The sequence below is a fragment of the Mesorhizobium sp. genome, assembly GCF_004962925.1.
Taxonomy (GTDB): domain Bacteria; phylum Pseudomonadota; class Alphaproteobacteria; order Rhizobiales; family Rhizobiaceae; genus Mesorhizobium.
Genome location: NZ_SUEO01000020.1, coordinates 1 through 21,157 on the forward strand (window position 1 = coordinate 1; position 21,157 = coordinate 21,157).

Genomic DNA, 21,157 nt, shown 5'->3' on the forward strand with positions numbered 1-21,157 from the left:
GCCGGCCGTGCCGTTGGAATAGATGCCGTCGACACCGGTCGCGCAGAGCCGCGCGATCGTCACTTCCGTCGCCTCCCAGTCGATTGCTCCGTGATCGTCGATGGCCAACATCACCGCGCCCCAGACGCCGCGCGGCGCCTGTGCAGGCAAGTGGGTCAGGTGGTCGTCCGGCTCAACGCTCACCGGCGATCTCGTGCTCGCGCCGGGTCTCGTTCGACGCAAAGGCAGCCTCGATGATACCGATGATCTTGCGTCCATAGGCGCCGTCGACAGGCACCGGCTTGTCGTCCGCAATGGCATCGCCCATCGCCGTCCATTCGCGCACCAGCGCACTGTGCATCCAGTTCGGCTCGAAGGAGCCTGGCAGGTCGGTCCAGACCGTATCGCGCCCCAGCATCGTGCCGCGGTCCATGTCGATGCGCAGCGTTCCCTGCTCGCAGGCCAGGTCCATGGCGTAGCTGGTCGCGCCGGTGCGATAGCCGACGCTCTGCACCTGGCCGAGCCCGCCGGCGGCGAAGCGCAGTCCGAGCAGGGCGGTGTCGTCGGCTTCCTGGTCATGGAACCTGGCACCGAGCATGGCGCTCACCGATACGACATCGTCATCCATCAGCCAGACCAGGCGGTCGAGCGCATGGATGCCGGCCGTCAGCAGCATGCCGCCGCCGGTTGCCTTGCGCAGATGCCAGTCGCGGCGATTGTGCTCCATCCAGAGCTTGATGATCCAGCTCGATCCGATGAGCGGCCGGCCGAGCGATCCTTCCTCCAGCATTTGCCTGGCCGCCATGCAGGGCAGGGCGAAATGCATGAGATGGGCGACCATCAGCTTGACGCCGCCGGCGGCCACAGCGGCGTTGATCGCATCGCAAGCCGCCGCCGTCGGCGCCATCGGCTTTTCGAGCATGATGTGCTTGCCGGCCTTTGCCGCGCCGATGGCCATTTCGGCATGGAGATGGTGAGGGCTGGCGATGAGGACGGCGTCGACATCTTTGTCGTCCAGCAGCTTGCGCCAGTCGGTGTAGCCGCGACCACCGTGTTCGGCGGTGAAGCCGGCCAGGGCGTCGTTATTGCCGCGGCACGATGCGACGAGTTGCAGGCCGTGCACCTCCTTGATTGCCCTTGCATGGGCCACGCCGAAATCGCCCGCTCCGATAATGCCTATTCCAATCATCGTCCTGCCTTTTCATACGCGGCGTCGATCAGCGACATCGCCGCAACATAGTCATCGATCGAAATCGCCGGCGGCGCTTTTCGGGCCAGCCGGTCGAGCGTGTCGCTCATGCACAGGCGGTAACGCATCGCCGGCAATTCGATCGGCAAGTCGACGATAGCGCCATCGTCGAGCGTCGCACAGATGGCGCGGTCGCCACAGTCGATAAGGGTCGCATTCTCACTGACGATGCGCCATTCGAAATCGCCGCCGGGGCGCATCGAAGCGAAAGTGTATCCTGCCTCAACGACGAACAAGGCTCCGGCAGCGTCTTCCAGTACAAGCAGCGCATGGTCCTCGACAGCGGCGCGGTGAATGCGGTTCTCGATTGAAACGGCTTTCAGCCCAAGCCCGCCGGTTGCCAGGCTGAGGGCGGCGTCCACGCCGTGTATGCCGAGGTTCCTCAGCGCGCCGCCGCCACCGATCGCCGAATCCACGACCCAGGCGACACCGTCGGCCGCATAGCGCTGCGGCGGGCCATTGACCAGCCGGAACTGGCAATGCGCAACCGCACCGGCGCGGCCTTGCTGGCGCAACCGTTCAAAGGCAGTGACGGCCGGCCCAAAGCGGTTGGGCAGGGGAACGCTGACAAAGGCCTGGTGCTGCCTCGCCAGGTCACGCAGCGCGGCCAACGCGCCGGTGCTGCTCGCCGCCGGCTTTTCCAGGATCAGCGGTATGCCGGCTTCGATGACGGCCCGCGCCCGCGCGGGCACGGCCGAAGGATGTCCCATCAGCAGGATCACATCAGGCGGGCTGGAGAGGATGTTCGCAAAACCCGCAATGAACGGCAAATGATGACGCGTCGCGAAGGCGCGCGCATGCTCGGTGTCCTCATCCCAAATGCCGGCAATCTCGGCGCCGCAGGAGCGTGCGGCGTCGAGATGCATTTCGGCGTGCCAATGGCTTGAGCCGGCCAGGACAATCTTCATTTCAGTGACGTATCCTCTTACTTGCAGGATATCCTACAAGTCGCTATGCTACAAGCATCGACCGCTTTGCGATGCGCCATCGGGCGCAATTGCAGCGGCGCTGGGAGCAAAATGCCGGAACCCAAGTCGATCTCGGAACCCAAGTCGATCGAACCCTTGACCCGACCGCCGCTGCTTCACGTCAGCGTGCAGGAGAGCCTCAGGAAATATATCCAGAGCAACAAGCTCAAGGCGGGGGATCCCTTGCCGCCGGAGACCTTCCTGGCGCAGCAACTCGGTGTCGGCCGCAACTCGGTGCGCGAAGCGATCAAGGCGCTGGAGTCGATCGGCATTCTGGAGACGCGCCGCGGCATCGGCGTGTTCGTCAAGGAATTCTCGTTCAAGCCCTTGCTGGATAATTTGGCGTATGGCCTGCAGGATTCGTTGCGCGACGTGGAGGAGCTGCGCGAGATCCGCCGCGTCCTTGAAACCGGCCTCATCGCCAAGACCATCGAGATGATCAGCGCCGAAGACATCGCCGCGCTGCGCCAGCTGACCGAAAGCATGCGGCGGCGCGCCGAGCGCCAGGAGAGCTTTGCCGAAGAGGACCAGCAATTCCACCAGCTGCTGTTCCGCTGCCAGAACAATCACATGCTGAGCGCGCTGATCGACATCTTCTGGGTGGCGTTCAACAAGGCCTCGAACTTCACCAGCCTCGACAATCCGACACCGCTGGCGACGTGGCGCGACCATCACGAGATCGTCGAGGCCGTCGCCGCCAAGGATGTCGACCGGGCGCGTCAGCGCCTCGACGACCACTATAGGGGGATTCAGCAAGTCATCGCCAAAAATCGAACGACCTGACCCAACACCGAACTACCTGACAATGCCAAGGGAGGAAAACCATGCGCATCAAGACTATAGCTCGTCATCTGGCCGTCACCGGGCTGCTGCTCGGCGGCATCGGCCTGGCCACCAGCGTCCAGGCACAGGGCGCCAAGACCATAACCGGAGGCTTCGACGTCGGCCCCGGCGGCTTTCCCAAGAACTTCAATCCGCTGGCTGCGACCGGCGGCTTTACCTGGCTCAGCACCTACTTTGAACCGCTGGTCATCTACAACGCCGAACTGACCGAACTCGAAGGCGATCTGGCCAAGGACTACAAGGTCAGTGACGATCAGCTGACCTATACGTTCAACCTTGTCCAAGAGAGCTGGCACGACGGCAAGCCGTTCACGTCCAAGGACGTCAAGTTCACGCTTGAGCTCGCCAGGAACAAAGCGTCCGGCAGTTTGTTTGCCGCGCGTCTCGGCGACATCGCCTCGGTCGACGCGCCGGACGATCGCACCGTGGTCGTCAAACTGTCGAAGCCCAACGGCTCCTTCCTGTCCATTCTTTCGCAGGTGATGATCCTGCCGGAGCATGCCCTGGCCGCGATGCCACCGGAAACGCTGGCCACAAGCACCTGGTGGTCCACCACTCCGGTCGGCACCGGCCCCTTCAAGTTCAATCGCTATGTCAGCGATCAATATGTCGAGCTGGCCGCGGATGACGACTATCGCGGCGGCAAGCCGAAGGCCGACGTGCTCATCAACCGGTATTTCGAGAGCCCGGCGGCGGCCGTTGCCGCGCTGCGCGCCGGCGAAATCCAGTTCACTTATGTCGAGCCCGACGACGCGGTATCCTTCAAAAGCGACAGCAATTTCAAAGTGATCGAGGGCGCTTCTTATGTAGTCAACTACATCGGCCTCAACCAGAAGGTCGAGCTCTTCAAAGATGTTCGCGTCCGCCAGGCGATCATGTACGCGGTCGATCGCAATGCCATCATCGAGAGCCTCTATGGCGGCGCGGCCAAACCGGCCAATTGCGGCTACGTCGCGCCTCATCTGGTTCCCGAAGGCCTCGAATCCTATGCCTACGATCCGGCAAAGGCCAAGGCTCTGCTTGCCGAGGCGGGTTGGGACAAGATCAACGGCGACAAGCCCATCACCTTGCTGACCTATTACGGCTCGCCGCAAGCGGCCAATGTGATGGCCGCCATCCAGTCGATGCTGGCCGAGGTCGGGATCAATGTGGTGCCGCGCGTCGTCGATACGCCGACCTATAACGGCATCGTCTACAAGGAAGGTACGCCGGACTGGAACGCATTTGCGATGGTCTATGCCGGCCTGCAGAATGGTCCAAATCCGGCTGGCATCAGCCCGGGTCTTAACAAGTCCCAGATCCCGCCGGCAGGCTTCAACACCATGCGCATCGAGTTCGACGATCTGAGCGCTGCATTGGACGCTGCGCTCGCCCAGACCGATCCGGCCAAGATCGATCAATCCTGGCAAGAAGTCTGCAAGGTGATGAACAAGGATCTGCCCTGGGCGACATTATGGGTGGCCAACCGCTACGGCGTGGCCTCCAACAAGCTGCGTGACTTTGTCTGGACGCCGGCGCCGGCTGGTGGTCCTTACGCGGCTCACCCGGAACGCTGGGACATCCAGTAAAACGCTTGGCGGGTCAGGCCCGCATTTGCAAGGAGCCGGCCTGATGCCGGCTCCGCTCACCATCACTACGGACCGCCAATGCTGAGTTTCATTGCCCGCCGCAGCGCTACAGGACTGTTGATGCTGGTCGCCTTGAGCGTCCTCATCTTCATCCTTCTGCGACTGGCGCCCGGCGATCCGATCGACGCATATATCAATCCGTCCAGCCCGATGTCTGCTTCCGACCTCGAAGTCCTGCGTGATCGGCTTGGGCTCGACCAGCCGCTTCCCGTGCAATACCTCGCCTGGCTTCGCGCTGCGCTCAGCGGCGACTTCGGCTATTCGATCCAGCGCAGCGGCGTTGCCGTGCTGCCGCTGGTCATGGAACGCATCGGCCCAACCGCGCTCTTGATGGGCACGGGCCTGGCCATTGCCATCGTGCTCGGCATTTCCGCCGGCATCTTCAGCGCCGTCCGCCGTAACGCGCTGCCCGACATCGCGCTGTCGGTGGTTTCTTTCGTCGGCATCTCCAGCCCGGCTTTTCTGACGGCACTTCTCGGACTGTACTTTTTCTCGGTGCTGCTGCGCTGGGCGCCATCAGGCGGCATGCAGACCGCCGGCGCACCTTTTTCCGTATCGGACGTGCTCGCGCATCTCGTCCTGCCGGCCTGCCTGCTGTCAATCGGACACGCAGCGCTGATCATGCGCTACATGCGCGCGTCGCTGCTGGAAGTGCTGAACCAGGACTATGTACGGACCGCGCGTGCCAAGGGAGTGCGCGAATTCTGGGTGATCATCAAGCACGCGACGCGCAATGCGCTTTTGCCTGTTATCACCCTGATCGGATCGACGGTCGGCATCGCGATCGGCGGCGCCATCTTCCTCGAAAGCGTGTTCAACTGGCCGGGCATGGGCCTGCTGCTGGTCAACGCCGTAGGCACACGGGATTACCCGGTGATCATGGGCGCCACTCTGGTAATCGGCATCTGCGTTATTCTGGTCAATCTCCTGACCGATATCGTCTATGCCGTCGTCGACCCGCGCATTCAGGTGTCGTGATGACGATCACCGCGCCAGACCCGACAGTCGGACCGACAGCCGTGCCGCAAACCAAAGGACCGCTCCGCCGCGCGCTCGACCGCTTCTTTGAAAATCGTGCGGCGCGCGCCGGTCTGCTTATCGTCGTCCCCATCCTGCTGGCGGTTTCGACCTATCCTTTATGGTGGCCGTTCAGCCCCAACGCCATCGATCTCAGGGCGATCAACAAGGGGCCGTCCGCCATTCATTGGCTGGGCAGCGACGGCGTCGGCCGTGACGTCATGGCCCGGCTGCTGCAAGGCGGGCGGATCTCGTTGCTGGTCGCCGTCTGCTCGGTCGCCATCTCGATCGTCATCGGCTTTCTGGTCGGCGCCGTCGCCAGCTTTGGCGGGCGTCTTGTCGACGGCACGGTGATGCGCTTCGTCGATCTCGCAATGACGCTGCCGCCGGTGATCTTCCTGCTCGTGCTCGCCTCGATTGCCGGCACCGGCATCGCGCCGACCATCCTGGTGATCTCGCTGCTCTCGTGGCCGGTGCTGTCGCGCATGGTGCGCGCCCGGTTGCTCGAGCTGCGCGAGCGCGACTTCGTCGTCGCCGCCCGTGGCATGGGGGCAGGGCTGCCGCATCTCCTGTTCCGTCACGGCCTGCCGAACTGCATCGATATTCTTGTCGTCTACGCCACGCTGCAAATCGCCAACGCCATTCTGCTCGAAGCCGGCCTTTCCTTCCTCGGCCTCGGCATCGCGCCGCCCGAAGCCAGCTGGGGCAACATGCTCAATCTCGCCCGCTCCACCGTCGTGCTCGAACAATATCCCTGGCAATGGATGTTTCCCGGCGCCGTACTCGTGCTCACCGTTCTGGCCATCAACTTCATCGGCGATGGCCTGCGCGATGCATTCGACCCTCGTTCCGATCTCAACTGACCTGAAGGTTCAACAAATGCCTCTGTTTACCGGTGTCGTGCCACCCGTCGTCACCCCCCTCCATTCCGATTTCACCATCGATTTTGCGTCGTTCACCCGGACGATTGAAAACCTGCTCGACGGCGGCGTTCACGGGCTCTTCGTGCTCGGCTCGACCAGCGAGGTGGTCTTCCATGACGAGGCTGGCCGCAGGGCCATCATCGAGCATGCGGTCAAGGTCAACAACGGCCGCGTGCCGATCTTCGCCGGGGTCATCGACCCGACAACCGATCGTGTCATCAACCATGCCCGGATAGCCAGATCGGCCGGCGCCGACGCCGTTGTGGTCACAGCGCCATTCTATACCCGCACCAGCCAGCCCGAGATCGGCGATCACTTCCGCTATATCAGGGACGCGGTCGACATTCCCATCATTGCCTACGACATCCCGGTCTGCGTCCATGTCAAGCTGGAGCGCAAGACCACCGTCGCCCTTGCCCGCGAGGGCGTTATCGCCGGCATCAAGGATTCCAGCGGCGATGACGGCAATCTGCGTTATGTGCTCAAGGACATGGCCAACGATCCGGATTTCTTCGGCATGACCGGGTCCGAGATACTGGTGGACAGCGTGCTGGCCATGGGCGCGCATGGTGTCGTGCCGGGCCTCGCCAATGTCGATCCGCACGGCTACGTCAAGCTGTGGAACCTGATGCAGGCGGGTCAGCACGCCGAAGCCCGCGTGGAGCAGGAGCGGCTGTTGAAGCTGTTCGAGATCGTCTGGATCTCGCTCGGCAGGACAAGTGCGGGCTCGGCCGGCGTCGGCGCCTTCAAGACAGCGATGAAGAGCCTCGGCATCATCGCCTCCAACACCATGGCGCGGCCGCAACGCAGCTTGAACGACGAGGAAACCGCAAAGGTCGACGTTGTTCTGCGCGACGTCGGGCTGCTGCGCTGACCGTGGACGCTCCGATCCTCTCGATCTCAGGCCTGCGGGCGGTGTTCCGCATAGCGGGGCGCGACATAGGCGCCGTGCAGGACGTCGATCTGACGATCGGATCGGGTGAAACGGTCGCGCTCGTCGGCGAGTCCGGATCGGGCAAATCCGTCACCAGCCTGTCGATCATCGGCCTGCTGCCGAAGAAGATCGGACACATCGCCGAGGGATCGATCGCGCTGCGACGCAGGGATGGCACGGTCACCGAGCTGACCGGCCTCGATCCTGAGTCCCTGCGCAAGGTGCGCGGCAACGACATCGGCATGGTGTTCCAGGAGCCGATGACCAGCCTCAATCCGGTCTACACCATCGGCGAACAGATCGCCGAGCCGATCCGCATCCATCTCGGCAAGTCGCATCGTGATGCGGCCGCCGACGCCGTGCGGCTGCTGGCTCAGGTCGGCATTCCCGATCCTGATCGGCGGGCGCGGCAATACCCGCATGAGCTGTCGGGAGGGATGCGTCAGCGCGCCACCATCGCCATGGCCCTGTCCTGCAATCCGACCTTGCTGATCGCCGACGAGCCGACCACCGCGCTCGACGTCACCATCCAGGCCCAGATTCTCGACCTGCTGGCCGAGCTGCAAGCGCAACGCGGCATGGGCATTCTGTTCGTCACGCACAATCTCGGCGTCGTTGCCGAGATCGCCGACCGCGTCGCGGTCATGTATGCCGGGCGCATCGTGGAATCGGGTCCGGTGAGCGAGGTGTTCACCCGTCCGCGTCATCCCTACACCGCCGGGCTGATACGTTCGGTGCCACGGCTTGGCCAGGCCACCTCGCTGAAGGCAGCAGGAACGCCGCTTCCGACCATCGCCGGCAATGTTCCGTCGCTGGCCTTGCTGCCCAAGGGCTGCTCCTTCGCGCCGCGTTGCGCCCTAGCTGTCGATGCCTGCCGCACTGCTGTACCGCCATTGTTCGCAGCGACGTCAACCCAGCAAAGCCGTTGTTTGCGCTGGGAGGATCTCTGACATGGACGCCCCCTTCCTTTCGGTCAGGAAGCTGAGCAAGCATTTTGCGCCGACGGCATTCTCGCGCGGTCCCGTCGTCAGGGCGCTGGAAGATATTTCCTTCGATATTGCGCGCGGCCAGGTGGTCGGCCTCGTCGGCGAATCCGGGTCGGGCAAGACCACGATCGGTCGCTCGGTGCTGCGTCTCATCGAGCCGACGTCCGGCGAAATCAGCTTTGACGGCGTCGATATCACCAAGCTGAGCGCCGGCCCGCTGGCTCGCCAGCGCCGCAAGATGCAGTACATTTTCCAGGATCCGTTCGCCAGCCTGTCGCCGCGCATGACCATCGGGCAGATTCTGACCGAAGGCCTGGATATTCAGGGCATCGGCAACAGGCCCGAGCGGCGGGCGAGGGCGGAGAAGGCACTTGCTGCGGTCGAGTTGCCTACCGATGCCTATGACCGCTACGCCCACGAATTTTCGGGCGGTCAGCGTCAGCGCATCGGCATCGCCCGGGCGCTTACGCTCGAACCCGAATTCATCGTCGCCGACGAGCCGGTCTCTGCTCTCGATGTCTCCATCCAGGCGCAAATCATAAATCTTTTGCGCGACTTGCAGGTCCGGCTCGGCCTGACCATGCTGTTCATTTCGCATGACCTGGCCGTCGTCGAATATATCTGCGACACGGTGATTGTTCTCTATCTCGGGCGGATCATGGAAGTTGCACCGGCGGCCGCGCTCTATGCCCGGCCGCAGCATCCCTATACGCGGGCATTGCTTTCGGCCATTCCGTCGCTCGATCCGCTGACCAAGCAGAGCCGGCAGGTGCTGAAGGGCGACATTCCAAGCCCCGCAAATCCGCCAACCGGGTGTGTTTTCCGGACCCGTTGCCCGGTTGCCCTGGACGCTTGTGCCGGCGTCGTCCCACCGCTGCGGGCAACGTCCGATGGCCATCTGAAGGCCTGCATTCGCGACGACATCGCTTGAGGCAAGCCTGCGCCAGGCGTAGCGCGCAGAACAGGGTCGCTAGTCTCTCTAGGGCACCACTGCAAGCCCACGCCATATTCGCAAACGACCTCGTCCCGTCCGCGCGCCTTGCCTCGTAGGCATCGCGGACGGCGGCGCTTTCGGCGATGCGCCCCCAAGGTTTCTTCGTATTTCATTTGCAACCAGTTTCCACCGATCGTGAAATCGACGTGCAATCCTCATCGTCGATAGAACAACAAGACCAGCAAGGCAGGTAGCCGAGTTCGTCGAGAATAACGAGAGCGACGTTGACTGGTCGATGCAAACCTTCAACGCCGTCCCGGGTTGAGCGCCCTGAAAGGCCTGCGTGGGGGCGACCAAGAGTGAACCAAGAGTGAAAGGACAGCACAATGCGCGGTAAATCAATCAACCGGACCACGGCTGGCATGGGCATCCTCATTGCGGCCGCCGGCGCTCTAATGTTGGGCGCCACAACTCCAGCTGGGGCTGTCGAGCGGAAGAAAATCGACTGCTCCGGACGCCCTGAGACTGGCGCCAAAGCCAACTATTCCTGGGATAATGGGATTCAGACCGCGCGTGTCTACTACAACAACCACTGCTCGAAACGGATGATGGTCACCCTGACCTTCATTTCCAATCCCGGGTCTCGCAGGGAGTGTTGGAGGACCCCCAGAGGGAAGGGCGACAAGTTGTTCACGTTTGGGCTGACTGGCATCAGGAAAGGCTGCCATGATCCCGGTCCAACCTAAAGCTGGCCGGATTGATCCCTTGGCGTGATCTCTATTGGTTGGCGCTGTCAGGCGGAAAACTGTGCGGACCACCTGAGACAGTTCCCATCGGTCGCGGAGATCGCGCCAGTCGCCTGCGAGCGCCGGCCGGGGCGGAACCGGAAGAAAGCGCGCTTAATGCAATTCCAGGAAAGCGCGGAGCGGTTTTCCGTCCGGAATTGCGTAAAAACAAACACTTAGAGCGGGTCAGCGATTTTATCAAAGCTGAACCGCTCTAGGTGCACTTCGCACCGAGACGCGGGGGTTGGCACCGGCAAGGCGTTGCTCGCGCTAGGCTCCGACTATTGAGCTTGCGAGCCATTTGGGCTTAGGCACAGCCTGCAACAGGCTTTGCGTATATTCGTGGCGAGGCGCCCCGAACAGCGCCGAGGTTTGGCCTTCTTCGACAATCTTTCCATCTTTCATGACCATGATCCGGTCGGCGAAATGGCGCACGATCGGCAAGTCGTGTGTGATGAAAATATAGGAGAGGCTGAGCCGGCTCCTAAGGTCGGCCAGAAGGTCGATCACCTGCGCCTGGATGGAGACGTCGAGCGCCGAAACCGCCTCGTCGCAGACGATCAGTTCCGGCTCGCTCGCGAGCGCGCGCGCAATGGCGATGCGCTGTCGCTGACCGCCGGAGAACTGGTGCGGGTAGCGGTCGGCGTGCTCCGGCAACAGCCCAACCAATTCCAGGAGTTCTGCCACTCGAGCCTTCCACCTGTCCTTCGACAGAATATCGCGGTGGATCACCCAGGGTTCGGAAATGATGGAGTAAACGCGCATGCGCGGATTCATCGATCCGTACGGATCCTGGAACACCATCTGGACCTTGCGCCGAAACGCCATAAGACGCTTCTCGTTCATTTCGAAGATGTTTTCCCCGGCGAAGATGGCCTTGCCTGCGCTTGGCACGCTCAGTCCCAACAGCATGCGTGCGACGCTCGATTTGCCGGAGCCGGACTCGCCGACGATGCCGAGCGTTTCGCCTCTCCCGACCTCGAAGCTTATGTCATCCACCGCCTTGAACGTCCGCTTGCTGCTGAAGGCTCCCGAAGCAAGCACATAGTGCTTGGTGAGGTGTTCCACCTTGAGCAGGGTCTTGTCGGCGATCGTCGTCGAACGCCTGTTCGGCGCCGCCTCTGCGTTGCCGTGGGGCAGGGCGGAGATGAGGCGGCGCGTATAGGCGTGCAGCGGATTGCTGAAGACCTCCTTGGCGATGCCTGTCTCCACGACCTTCCCGCCGTTCATGACGATAATCCGGTCCGCCATCGACGAGGCGACTTCGAGGTCGTGGGTGATCATGATCAACGCCATGCCGGTCTCGCGCTGGAGATCGCGCAGCAGGTCGAGGATCTGCGCTTGCACGCTGACGTCCAGAGCGGTCGTCGGCTCATCTGCGATCAGGATGTCCGGTTTCAGCGCGATCGCCATGGCAATCATCACGCGCTGGCGCTGTCCGCCCGAGAATTGATGCGGATAGAAGTCGACCCGGTTTTCCGGCTCCGGAATGCCGACGCGCCGAAGCAGTTCTATCGTCTTGGCGCGTGCGCCCTTACCGCTTGCTGCACCGTGGCTCTCATAGACCTCCTCGATCTGGCGCCCCACCGTGTAGACGGGGTTCAGGTAGGCGAGCGGATCCTGAAAGATCATCGCAATCCTGCGGCCGTTGATGCTTCTGCGCGCCTCCGCGCCGAGGGCTGAGAGTTCGACCCCATCGAACAGGCAGGAGCCGGCCACGATATCGCCTGGCGGACAATCGATGAGATCCATCACCGTGCTGGTGCTGACGCTCTTTCCCGAACCGCTTTCGCCGAGGATCACGAGAGTCTCGCCACGGCTGACGTGGAAAGAGACGTCGTCGACGGCGCGTACCGGCTCATCGTCCGAAAGGAAGTCGACGGTCAGGCCGTCGACTTTGAGAATGGGATTGGTCGCGTCGCTCATCGGGCAGCTTTTCGCAATGTCTGAAGACGCCAGCGTTGCTGCGGATCAGCGACGGTGCGCGCCCAGTTCGAGAGGATGTTGAGCGACAGCGTCGTCAGCATGATTGCAAAGCCCGGCCAGAATGCGATCCACCAGGCGGTGGCGAGATAGCCGCGGCCGTTTGCCACCATTGCGCCCCAGGTGAAGTCCGGTGGCTGAATGCCGAGGCCAAGGAAACTCAGCGCCGATTCCGATAAAATGACGGTCGCGAAATCAATGGCGGAAATCGTCACCAATGTCGGCAGGACGAGGGGTGCGATATGCCGGATGATGATCCGGGCCGGCTTCGCACCCATGGCTCGCGCGGCGCTCACAAACATGCGCTCGCGCAACTCCAACACTTCTGCGCGCGCCGTTCTGAGGTAGATCGGCATGCGCGTGACGGCGAGAACGATCACCAGGTTGGTGATGCTCGGGCCCAGCGTGTAGAGCACGATGAGCGCCAGCAGCAGCGAGGGAAAGCTCATGACGACATCGGCCAGGCGTAGAATGAGGTGGCTGTACCAGCGCTCCGAATAGCCCGCTATCAGGCCGAGCGTTCCACCAACCAGCATGGACGCGAATACCGCCGCCGCGGCAATGCCGAACGTATTCTGCGCGCCGACAATCAGCCTGGCCAGGATGGGCCGGCCGAGCGTATCGGCGCCAAGGACGTAGATCCAGCCGCTGGCCAGCGAGAAAGGGGCGAGATTGCGCTGGCGCAGCCCCAGCCGCGAAGCGGCGTCGCCCACCAACCAAGGGCCGAGGACCGCCGCGAGCACGACGATCGCCAGGAAGATAGCGGCGGCGAGCGCAAGCTTGTCGCGCTTCAAATAGGCGAGAAGCACGCTGCCGCTGCCTGGAACCGCCGCTGGCTTGATGTCGGGGGTGATGATCGTCATGGCTCAGTACCGGATGCGCGGATCGAGAACCGTGTAGAGCAGGTCGATCGCGATGTTCAGGATGAAGATGGCGGTTGCCGTCACCAGAATGGTCGACTGGACGACGGCAAAATCGCGCTGGATGATCGAATCGATCATCAGCTTGCCGATGCCGGGCCAGCCAAATATCGACTCCACGACGACGGCGCCGTTGACGAGGCTGGTCGCCAGGTCGCCGGCGACCGTGACGACGGGCAGCAGCGAGTTGCGAAGCGCATGCCCGAAGATGATCTTCTGGCGGGGCAGACCCTTGGCCCTTGCGGTCTTGATGTATGGAGAGGCAAGCGCGGACAGCATCGTTCCGCGCACGACCTGCACCAGGAGACCGAAAGGGCGAAGCATCAGCACGAAGGTGGGCATGATCCAATGGGCCCATGTTCCGGTGCCGGATGTCGGCAAAAGCCCGAGCCCCACAGCAAAGACAAGGATGCCGACGATGGCGACCCAGAAATCCGGCGCACTCGCGCCGGCCAGAGAGATGAGGCTGGCGACACGGTCGAACATGCTGCCCGGTCGCGCGGCCGCAAGAGAGCCGACAAGGATAGCCAAAGCGGTCGACAGTGTGATCGCGACGGCGGCAAGCTTCAGTGTTTCCGGGAACGCCTCAAGCGCAACCTGCATCGCCGAGCGGTTCTGGCGTAGCGATTCACCGAAATCCAGCTGCAGAAGATCGCGCAAATATTCCAGAAACTGCCAATAGATCGGCTGATCGAGGCCGTTCAGTCGCGCGAACGCGGCCCGAGCTTCCGCGGTCGAGTCCAGAGGCAGGTACAAGGCAGAAGGATCGCCGGTGAGCCGTGTCAGGAAAAAGACCAGCGTCAACAGACCTATGACCGACAGAATGCTGTGGAACGCCCGGCGTCCAAGATAGGTAATCATTTGGGATGCCCTTGGACGGATATCGACGGAGGCAACGGGTCAGGGGCGCAAGACCACGATCGGACCCGGCGCTCCCCGTATCACTCAGTCTTTTTTGATAGCGATATTGGCCAGCGGTATTTCGCTGTTGGTGGTGATATCGGGCTTCCATTCCAGCCTGGTGCCAACGCGGGTATAGCCGATCATGTGAAACATCGGGATGTCCGCCACCACTTCCTTGCGGGCCTTGCCGAAGATCGCCTTGAAGCTGTTCGTGCGGGCTTCACCGGTCGCCGCCAGCGCCTCGTCTATCTCCTTGTCGAATGCCGGATCGGCCACGGTCGAGTAGCTGCCGCTCGATCGGTAGAAGATCGGAACCGTGAAGGCGGCATCGCCCTTGTTGTTGTCGTGCATCATCTGCAGGAGATTGGGGCCGCGCTCCGACGGGAAAGGCTTTTGCAGGTAACGCAGCCAGTCGGCGACATCGAGCATGGTAAGCTTGACGTTGAGGCCGGCGTCCTGCCACATCGTCATCATGGCCTCCATCGCTTCCGCGCCGTTCGGATAGATGCCATTTCGGCCGATGAGCTTGATCTCGGTGTCGACCGCGACACCCGCCGCGCGCGCCTCTTCGATGAGCTTTTTCGCCTCTTCCGGATCGTACGGCCAGGGCTCGAGTGCACCGTCATGCCCGTTGATCCCGGAGACGACCATCTGCGACGCACGCTTGACGTCGTCGCCGAACAGCTGGGCAAGACCTTCCCAGTCGATCGCCAGGTTGAGTGCCTTGCGGACGCGCAGGTCATTAAGCGGCGGCTCGGCGGCATCGATACGGATCGCGGTGGTTTCGGAGTTCAGGTAGGCGAAATCCGTCTCCGGATTGCTGGCGTCCTGGATGGCAATCGACGGCGTAAGGTCGGCTTCCCCGGTTTCCACCATGGCCGCTCGAATCGAGGATTCGGGCCGCCAGACATAGGTTGCCTTCGTGATCTCCGGCTTCTTGCCCCAATAGCCGTCGAACGCGTCCAGCACTACGGTTTGCGGGGAAAAGGTCGACAGCGTGAAGGGGCCGGTCCCGACCGGATCGTTCACGGCCTTGTCGACCGGTGTCTTCGGCGAGACGATCATGACCACGCTCAACAGCGTCGGCATGATGGGTTCGGGCCTGTCCGACTTTATCTCGACGGTCAGACTGTCGACCGGCGTCAGCGTTAGTTTGGCATCGCCGAATTTCGCTATGTTGCTGCAAGTGATCTTGCCGCTGATCATCCTGTTGATGGAGAATGCGACCGCATCCGCGTTGAGTTCCGTTCCGTCCTGGAACTTCACGCCCTCGCGCAGCTTGATCCGCCAGGTCGTCGGGTCCACGCTCGTCCACTCGGTCGCCAATTTCGGCTGAGGTTGTCCGGTGACCGGATCGATGACGGTCAACGATTCAACGACGTTTTGGCTGAGTATCTGGCCGACATTTGTGATGATGGTGCCGCAGGGCTCCAGATTGGCCGGCTGCTCCGGCAGAACAATGCGGATTTCCTGCGCCGCCTCTTGTGCGACAGCCGATGGCGCGGCAGCGGTCATCAATACGACAGCTGCAATCGAATGAACGCTTCTATTCATGTCTCTCCTCCCTTTGATCTTCCGTTTTGGGATCTTCCGTTTTGGCTGTCGGGCGACGGACGAACCTCCTCGTCCCGTCGTCCGACAATTTGCCGATCTCCCGGCGACTAGGCGGCGATCCTCTCGATCAGTCCGCGCAGCATGTCTTTTTCCTGCGGCTTCAGATCCGTCAGCGGCGGACGAAGCGGGCCGGGCGTCCGTCCTATGAGTTCGACGCCTGCCTTGATGATCGAAACTGGATAGCCCTGTTCGCGATCGCGCAAAGCCGCGAAGGGGAAGAAGAAGCTGTGCAGGATTTCTTCCATTGCAGCGCGATCGCCGATCCGCATGGCCCTGTAGAAGCGCTGTGCCAATTCCGGCACGAAGTTGAAGACCGCGGAGGAATAAGTCGTCACGCCGGCGCCGTTGAAGCCTTCGGCAAAGAGCTCATGCGTGGGCATGCCACCGATGTAGCAGAGCCGATCGCCAAGTTTGGCGGTGACGTGGCGGACAAGATCGATCTTGCCTGTGCCGTCCTTGAAACCGATGAGGTTTGGGCAGGCGTCGGCAAGGCGAGCAACCGTGTCGGCATTGGCGACCGAGTTCGCACGGTTGTAGATGATGACGCCGAGGCCGGTGGATTCGCACACGGCTTTGACGTGCCGGAATATCCCCTCTTGGGAGGCTTCCATCAGATAATGAGGCAAAAGCAAAAGACCGTCGGCTCCCGCAGCCTCGGCGCGGCGAGCAATTTCCGTGGCGAGCGCCGTGCCGTAGCCACAGCCGGCGATGATGGGCACGTCTCCCGAGGCATCCTTGGCCGCACGGGTAACGTCGGCGACCTCTTCCGGCGACAGGGAGAAGAATTCGCCCGTGCCGCCGGCCGCGAACAGGGCAGCGGCACCGAACCCCGAGAGCCATGCCACGTGCGCGCGATAGCTTTCGAGATTGAGGCTGAAATCCTCGTTGAAATGTGTGACCGGAAACGACAGCAGCCCTGAAGCGACACGCGACTTGATTTCATCTGGCGACAAAGGAACTCATCCCACAAATTAATATGATGTCATCCAGATTCATATGATGAGTATCAGGACGAGTCAACCGCCTGTCTTGTCCTGGTTGATCGAGCGCCGGACGGTCAGCGCGCGATAGCGCTTTATCCCCGTCACCAGATGGCGGCGCATCGCCTCACGCGCCTTTTCCGGGTCGCGGGCGAGAATCGCATCTGCGATTTCCCTATGCTCTTCCAGAATCGGATGGTCGCGATTGGGCAAGGGATCGACGCCGCCCATCATCGTCTTGAACTTCACCCGCGGGATCATCCGCCGGCCGACATGTTCGAGGAATGCCTTGAATCTGGCGTTGTTCGTTGCGGTGGCAATCGCCATGTGGAACTGGAAGTCCGCCTCGTCGGTAGGTTGCCCTTGCGCCATGAGATCGGCGAACCTTTCGACCTGGGCCTCGATTTCGGCCTCCTGCGCCGGCGAACTGCGGGCTGCGGCAAGGCCCGCTGCCTCGACTTCGATGCCGATGCGCAGCTCGAGCTCTTCGATGATATCCGAGATCTTGTTCGTTTCGTCGGTGAAGAGCTTCAATCCCTCATCGACAGGTTTAGGGCCGAGAACGAAGACGCCGGCGCCTTGTCGCGATTCCACCAGCCCGTCGGCGCGAAGGGCGGCAATGGCCTCTCGGACCACAGTGCGGCTGAACCCGAACCGGTCAATCAGCGCAGGTTCTGTCGGCAGTTTGTCACCAGGCGCATAGAAGCCGGCTTCGATCTGCCCGCGCAGCGCATCTGCAACCTGAGAAACGAACGACCTGCGGGACGTTCGATGTTCGACCTGCTGCATGGGTCCTCCAAACTTTTGCCGGGTCGAGACATTGCATACTCCCGGCGCAAGGCAAAAGCGAGGTCATCATATGAAAATTAGTCGCGTCAAGGCGAATGCCATAAGGTCATCGTATGGCTTCTGCGCATGATGCGGCCACGGCGATGAGCGAATCCACGGCATGGCGGCTTTCAGGCTGCGGCCGTTGGCAGGTGGTCGCGGACCCACCTGACGATCTGCCCCGCCGTCATCGCGCCGGATGTGCGCCCTATCTCATGTCCGCCACGGAAGAGGATCATGGTCGGGATGCTGCGAATGCCGAGCTTGGCCGCAACGGCTTGCTCATTGTCGGAATTGAGCTTGATCAGGCGAACATGCGGCTCCAGCTCGCTTGCTGCCGCTTCATATGCCGGCGCCATCATCTTGCAGGGGCCGCACCACGGTGCCCAGATGTCGACGACGACGGGGACGCTGCTTCGCGTGACCTGGCGATCGAAAGTCTGTGCGTCGACGTCTTCGGGATGACCCGAGAACAGCTTGGAGCCGCACTTTCCGCATTTCGCGTCCCTGGCATTGCGCGACGGCGGCAGGCGATTGACCCCGCCGCATTTGCCGCAAACCACCAGATTTTCCTTCGCCATGGCCATTCACCTGCTGAAGTCGATCGCCGCCGTCAGGATGCCGTCCTGAGCGAAGCACCCTGCGCAGAAGCCGCCGCATCCGAGAAGCTCGCCAACTCTGCGGCGATGTCGGCGAGCTTTCGATCGGCGTCGACCTTGCGCCAGGTGGACGGGGTGGCATTTCGCTGCAATTGCCGTGAAAGGATGTCGATGGTGGCGTCGGAAGGACCGCCGCTGCGCTCGCTTACCCGTCGCCAAAGAACAAGCGGATCCGCCTCCAGCCAGAATCCGGCGAAAGCAACGTCTCTGCCATTTGCCGCCTTCTCGATGCGGTCGCGATCGGCCGGCCTGTCAAAGACGGCATCGGCGACCACCGAACCGCCTTCGGAAAGGATCAAGTCGGCGCGCCATGTCATTTCGCGGTAGACGCGGTCGGACACTTCAGGTCGATAGGCCCTGTCCGGCAGCTTCGTCTCGGCCGGCACCCCATGCATGGCTTTGCGGATGCGGTCGCTTTCGACAATGCGCGCGCCGGGCGGCACGCCGACATGTGCGGCGAGTGCCTCGGCAACGGCCGTCTTGCCGGAACCACTCAGGCCGCCGATGGCGATCAGCCGAGGAGACCTTGGCTGGAGAAGTGTTCGGGCGAGCTCGAAATAGGATCTGGCCTCGGTAATCAGCCTGTCGGAATCGGCACTGCCTTCCTCGATCTGGGTTGCGGTGATATGCGCACGAACGGCAGCCCGCACTGCCATGAAAAACGGCAGGAGGATGAAGCCGTCCTCGTCGTCTGCTTCGTCGAGGTAGCGGTTCGCCACCAAGTTGGCAAGTTCGGGAAAGCCGCGGTGCCAGAGGTCCATCAGCAGGAAGGCCAGATCGTAAAGCACATCGATGCTGGCGATCTGGTCATTGAATTCGATGCAATCGAAGAGGCGGGGCTCTCCGTCGAAGAGACAGATGTTGCGCAGATGCAGATCGCCATGGCAGCGCCGGATCTTGCCTGCCGCTTCCCGCCGGTCGAGCAGTTCGCGATGACGGGCGAGGGCCGCGCGGAAGATCCCGGTGAATGCCTTGATCTCGGCTTTCTCGAAAGCATTGCTGGTGGCAAAGCCGGCTTCGTTGATGTCGAGCACGCCTGCCAGGTTCGAGAATCCACTGCCGTTGTGGATCTCCGGCGCGCCGCGATGATAGCGCACGATCATGCGCGCGACCGCCGTCATCAGCGCAGGCGTCAGTTCGCCACCGACTGCCATTCGATCGAGCAGCTTCGACTGATCGAAGCGGACCATCTCGATTGCCGCATCGACCAGTTTGCCGCTTCCGTCGAAGGCGAGCTTGCCGTCGGTCTCTCGCGTGATGCGCCGCACACCCAGATAGAGGCCGGGCGCGGTCTTGGAGTTGAGCTCCACCTCGTTCTCGCAAGCGGCGAGCCGCAGCACCGGGGTCGAGAAGTCGACATAGGGCAGCTTGACGGCTCGCTTGATCTTGTAAGCGCGCTGACCAACCAGGAAGATACGCGAGATGTGGGTTTCGATCGCTTCGACCGGCCCGGTCTCGCCATATGCGGCAGGGTCCATCAACATCGCGGCCACGGATTCCTGATCTTCGACGATCATCGGATGCCTCTTTGTCTGTATCCAACCATTGGAATCCGACGAGCGTGGTCGCTGAAATTCCGCGCCATCGGGCCCTTACTGCGGCAGCGTCTGGATATAACCGGCCAGGTCACGGATGCGTTCCCTAGTACGATCTCTCCGGCGTTCGGCCATATTTGTTGGCGTCCGTCGGAAGAAATTGGCGGCCCCACAACGGCATGTCGCGATCGCCGTGTTCCGGCACGGTCTGAAGCGTATTGGCGTCGGCACGCGGGCACGTTGATACGGATCACACGGATCAAATGATGCGCGGCGACGTTCTTGACTCAGCGCAAGGAACGCGCCGAGCCGTCTCGCTATTACGACGATTGGACTTTGAGGCAAAATCGGGAGCAGCCGCCATGGCTTTCAGGACGATATTTACCGTTATGGGACCGAACAAGGGGGACGACGATCTCAAACTCGCCGCCGACCTGTGCGACGAAATCGGCGCGCATCTTGCTGTTCTTGTCATTGCCATTGCTGCACCGCCACCAGTCGGAGAGTATGCTGCGGTGGTTTCAGAAGCCTGGCTCAAGGCGCGTCAGGCCGACGAGAATCTGTTGAAGAAGCGAACCGCTGCCGTGTCGGCTCTTCTCGCCGGCAGGGCGCTTTCGGCCGATGTCTCCAGCGAATATCTGGAAGCCGGCTGGGCCGACGAAACCATCGGCCGCCGTGCCCGCTACGCCGACATTACGGTTGTTGGACCGGAGTTGCTTGCCGGCGAAACGCTGAAAAACAAAGTGATCGATGGCGGATTGTTTTCTTCGGGAAAGCCTTTGCTGTTAATCCCCGAAGGATCCCGGCCGACACTCAAGCCGAAATGCGTGCTGATTGCCTGGGACGCCCGTCTGGAATCATCGCGTGCCGTCCGCGAATCCCTCGACATGCTGGCAGGCGCCGATGAGGTGCACCTTGTCATGGTCGATCCGGTGGAGGACGAATACACCATGGGGCGGAGCCTGGAGCCGACGCCGCTGCCTATCTCGCGCGGCACGGCGTGAATGTAACGGTCGACCGGCTGCCCAGCTTGAACCATTCAGTCGTCGACGTGCTTCGCAGGCACGCGGTCGACATCGCCGCCGACCTGATGGTGATGGGCGCCTATGGTCATTCCCGGCTGCGCGAGCGCATCTTCGGCGGCGTCACCATCTCGATGCTTGAAGATCCGCCGATGCCGATCCTTATGGCGCGGTAGTCCGCCGGCCAGGGCGATCTCGGGAAACGCTAAGTGTTTGTTTTTCTGGTCGGAGTGGCAGGATTTGAACCTGCGACCCCATCGTCCCGAACGATGTGCGCTACCAGGCTGCGCTACACTCCGTGACCAGACCGCGGGCTTATAGCCGCCGCACTTCGTTCCTGCAAGCGCCAATGGCAGCACTTCTGTCGCATTTCTTCCGCTTTCGCCTTAACGTCATATAGGTTTCAGTTTCCTGGGGGATAAACACGGCTTAAAGGCTCGTGTTATAGGCATCGGCCACCTGCGTTG

Annotated in this window: 19 protein-coding genes, 1 tRNA gene and 2 pseudogenes; 9 read left to right on the plus strand and 13 right to left on the minus strand. The window is 62.1% G+C overall.

Annotated elements, in window-relative coordinates; all coding sequences use genetic code 11:
• The 3 genes and pseudogenes from E5W87_RS07000 to E5W87_RS07010 all read right to left on the minus strand — a co-directional run.
• Nucleotides 1-183: pseudogene (locus E5W87_RS07000) on the minus strand (hypothetical protein); the annotation flags it as partial.
• Nucleotides 173-1,168, minus strand: coding sequence for a Gfo/Idh/MocA family oxidoreductase (locus E5W87_RS07005; RefSeq protein WP_292395272.1), 996 nt, complete (start codon nucleotides 1,166-1,168; stop codon nucleotides 173-175). The gene E5W87_RS07005 and the pseudogene E5W87_RS07000, both read right to left, overlap by 11 nt.
• Nucleotides 1,165-2,136, minus strand: a complete 972-nt coding sequence (locus tag E5W87_RS07010) for a Gfo/Idh/MocA family oxidoreductase (RefSeq protein WP_292395275.1) — start codon at nucleotides 2,134-2,136, stop codon at nucleotides 1,165-1,167. Before E5W87_RS07010 ends, E5W87_RS07005 begins: the two co-directional genes overlap by 4 nt.
• Before the next feature lie 111 nt (nucleotides 2,137-2,247).
• On the opposite strand from E5W87_RS07010, the gene E5W87_RS07015 reads away from it, so the two are divergent.
• From E5W87_RS07015 to E5W87_RS07045, 7 genes are all read left to right on the plus strand, one after another.
• Nucleotides 2,248-2,979 (plus strand): FadR/GntR family transcriptional regulator, encoded by a 732-nt coding sequence (locus E5W87_RS07015; protein WP_292395277.1) that lies wholly within the window; start codon nucleotides 2,248-2,250, stop codon nucleotides 2,977-2,979.
• Between the two features lie 41 nt (nucleotides 2,980-3,020).
• Nucleotides 3,021-4,607 carry an ABC transporter substrate-binding protein gene (locus tag E5W87_RS07020; protein WP_292395279.1) on the plus strand — a complete coding sequence of 529 codons (1,587 nt, stop codon included), beginning with the start codon at nucleotides 3,021-3,023 and terminating at the stop codon, nucleotides 4,605-4,607.
• A gap of 78 nt (nucleotides 4,608-4,685) precedes the next feature.
• The gene (locus E5W87_RS07025) at nucleotides 4,686-5,645 is read left to right on the plus strand and encodes an ABC transporter permease (RefSeq protein ID WP_292395281.1); all 960 of its coding nucleotides are present in this window, start codon (nucleotides 4,686-4,688) and stop codon (nucleotides 5,643-5,645) included.
• The gene (locus E5W87_RS07030; protein WP_292395283.1) at nucleotides 5,645-6,547 is read left to right on the plus strand and encodes an ABC transporter permease; all 903 of its coding nucleotides are present in this window, start codon (nucleotides 5,645-5,647) and stop codon (nucleotides 6,545-6,547) included. Before E5W87_RS07025 ends, E5W87_RS07030 begins: the two co-directional genes overlap by 1 nt.
• Before the next feature lie 16 nt (nucleotides 6,548-6,563).
• Complete coding sequence (locus E5W87_RS07035; RefSeq protein ID WP_292395285.1) at nucleotides 6,564-7,481, plus strand: dihydrodipicolinate synthase family protein; 918 nt, start codon at nucleotides 6,564-6,566, stop codon at nucleotides 7,479-7,481.
• A 2-nt stretch (nucleotides 7,482-7,483) separates the two neighbouring features.
• Nucleotides 7,484-8,491, plus strand: a complete 1,008-nt coding sequence (locus tag E5W87_RS07040; protein ID WP_292395287.1) for an ABC transporter ATP-binding protein — start codon at nucleotides 7,484-7,486, stop codon at nucleotides 8,489-8,491.
• Nucleotide 8,492: 1 nt separating this feature from the next.
• Nucleotides 8,493-9,458, plus strand: coding sequence for an ABC transporter ATP-binding protein (locus E5W87_RS07045; protein ID WP_292395289.1), 966 nt, complete (start codon nucleotides 8,493-8,495; stop codon nucleotides 9,456-9,458).
• A gap of 49 nt (nucleotides 9,459-9,507) precedes the next feature.
• On the opposite strand, the pseudogene E5W87_RS07050 reads toward E5W87_RS07045, so the two are convergent.
• The 9 genes and pseudogenes from E5W87_RS07050 to E5W87_RS07090 form a co-directional block, all read right to left on the minus strand.
• Nucleotides 9,508-9,594 (minus strand): annotated as a pseudogene (locus tag E5W87_RS07050) (SAM-dependent methyltransferase); the annotation flags it as partial.
• Between the two features lie 922 nt (nucleotides 9,595-10,516).
• A complete protein-coding gene (locus tag E5W87_RS07055) occupies nucleotides 10,517-12,172 on the minus strand; it encodes an ABC transporter ATP-binding protein (RefSeq protein ID WP_292395291.1) in 1,656 nt (551 codons plus the stop codon).
• Nucleotides 12,169-13,092, minus strand: a complete 924-nt coding sequence (locus E5W87_RS07060; protein WP_292395293.1) for an ABC transporter permease — start codon at nucleotides 13,090-13,092, stop codon at nucleotides 12,169-12,171. Before E5W87_RS07060 ends, E5W87_RS07055 begins: the two co-directional genes overlap by 4 nt.
• Before the next feature lie 3 nt (nucleotides 13,093-13,095).
• Nucleotides 13,096-14,010, minus strand: a complete 915-nt coding sequence (locus E5W87_RS07065) for an ABC transporter permease (protein ID WP_292395294.1) — start codon at nucleotides 14,008-14,010, stop codon at nucleotides 13,096-13,098.
• Between the two features lie 84 nt (nucleotides 14,011-14,094).
• The gene (locus tag E5W87_RS07070; protein ID WP_292395296.1) at nucleotides 14,095-15,606 is read right to left on the minus strand and encodes an ABC transporter substrate-binding protein; all 1,512 of its coding nucleotides are present in this window, start codon (nucleotides 15,604-15,606) and stop codon (nucleotides 14,095-14,097) included.
• Between the two features lie 107 nt (nucleotides 15,607-15,713).
• Nucleotides 15,714-16,619: a 5-dehydro-4-deoxyglucarate dehydratase gene (gene kdgD, locus E5W87_RS07075; protein WP_292395298.1), complete on the minus strand. Its 906-nt coding sequence runs from the start codon at nucleotides 16,617-16,619 to the stop codon at nucleotides 15,714-15,716.
• A 63-nt stretch (nucleotides 16,620-16,682) separates the two neighbouring features.
• Complete coding sequence (locus E5W87_RS07080; protein WP_292395300.1) at nucleotides 16,683-17,435, minus strand: FadR/GntR family transcriptional regulator; 753 nt, start codon at nucleotides 17,433-17,435, stop codon at nucleotides 16,683-16,685.
• 170 nt (nucleotides 17,436-17,605) lie between these two features.
• Entirely contained in the window at nucleotides 17,606-18,055 is a 450-nt protein-coding gene (gene trxC / locus E5W87_RS07085) for a thioredoxin TrxC (protein ID WP_292395302.1), read from the minus strand.
• A gap of 32 nt (nucleotides 18,056-18,087) precedes the next feature.
• Nucleotides 18,088-19,617, minus strand: a complete 1,530-nt coding sequence (locus E5W87_RS07090) for a bifunctional aminoglycoside phosphotransferase/ATP-binding protein (RefSeq protein ID WP_292395350.1) — start codon at nucleotides 19,615-19,617, stop codon at nucleotides 18,088-18,090.
• A 314-nt stretch (nucleotides 19,618-19,931) separates the two neighbouring features.
• Here E5W87_RS07090 and E5W87_RS07095 point away from each other — a divergent pair, with 314 nt between their 5' ends.
• Nucleotides 19,932-20,672, plus strand: a complete 741-nt coding sequence (locus E5W87_RS07095) for a universal stress protein (protein WP_367118801.1) — start codon at nucleotides 19,932-19,934, stop codon at nucleotides 20,670-20,672.
• 26 nt (nucleotides 20,673-20,698) lie between these two features.
• A complete protein-coding gene (locus tag E5W87_RS36025; protein ID WP_367118802.1) occupies nucleotides 20,699-20,866 on the plus strand; it encodes a universal stress protein in 168 nt (55 codons plus the stop codon).
• A gap of 46 nt (nucleotides 20,867-20,912) precedes the next feature.
• On the opposite strand, the gene E5W87_RS07100 is transcribed toward E5W87_RS36025, so the two are convergent.
• Nucleotides 20,913-20,989, minus strand: a tRNA-Pro gene (locus E5W87_RS07100).
• Nucleotides 20,990-21,157: the final 168 nt, after the last annotated feature.

Coding starts and splice junctions, on each gene's coding strand:
- E5W87_RS07005 (WP_292395272.1), bottom strand. CDS start 1,168: ATGATTGGAATAGGCATTATCGGAGCGGGCGATTTCGGCGTGGCCCAT.
- E5W87_RS07010 (WP_292395275.1), bottom strand. CDS start 2,136: ATGAAGATTGTCCTGGCCGGCTCAAGCCATTGGCACGCCGAAATGCAT.
- E5W87_RS07015 (WP_292395277.1), top strand. CDS start 2,248: ATGCCGGAACCCAAGTCGATCTCGGAACCCAAGTCGATCGAACCCTTG.
- E5W87_RS07020 (WP_292395279.1), top strand. CDS start 3,021: ATGCGCATCAAGACTATAGCTCGTCATCTGGCCGTCACCGGGCTGCTG.
- E5W87_RS07025 (WP_292395281.1), top strand. CDS start 4,686: ATGCTGAGTTTCATTGCCCGCCGCAGCGCTACAGGACTGTTGATGCTG.
- E5W87_RS07030 (WP_292395283.1), top strand. CDS start 5,645: ATGACGATCACCGCGCCAGACCCGACAGTCGGACCGACAGCCGTGCCG.
- E5W87_RS07035 (WP_292395285.1), top strand. CDS start 6,564: ATGCCTCTGTTTACCGGTGTCGTGCCACCCGTCGTCACCCCCCTCCAT.
- E5W87_RS07045 (WP_292395289.1), top strand. CDS start 8,493: ATGGACGCCCCCTTCCTTTCGGTCAGGAAGCTGAGCAAGCATTTTGCG.
- E5W87_RS07055 (WP_292395291.1), bottom strand. CDS start 12,172: ATGAGCGACGCGACCAATCCCATTCTCAAAGTCGACGGCCTGACCGTC.
- E5W87_RS07060 (WP_292395293.1), bottom strand. CDS start 13,092: ATGACGATCATCACCCCCGACATCAAGCCAGCGGCGGTTCCAGGCAGC.
- E5W87_RS07065 (WP_292395294.1), bottom strand. CDS start 14,010: ATGATTACCTATCTTGGACGCCGGGCGTTCCACAGCATTCTGTCGGTC.
- E5W87_RS07070 (WP_292395296.1), bottom strand. CDS start 15,606: ATGAATAGAAGCGTTCATTCGATTGCAGCTGTCGTATTGATGACCGCT.
- E5W87_RS07080 (WP_292395300.1), bottom strand. CDS start 17,435: ATGCAGCAGGTCGAACATCGAACGTCCCGCAGGTCGTTCGTTTCTCAG.
- trxC (WP_292395302.1), bottom strand. CDS start 18,055: ATGGCGAAGGAAAATCTGGTGGTTTGCGGCAAATGCGGCGGGGTCAAT.
- E5W87_RS07090 (WP_292395350.1), bottom strand. CDS start 19,617: ATGTTGATGGACCCTGCCGCATATGGCGAGACCGGGCCGGTCGAAGCG.
- E5W87_RS07095 (WP_367118801.1), top strand. CDS start 19,932: ATGATGCGCGGCGACGTTCTTGACTCAGCGCAAGGAACGCGCCGAGCC.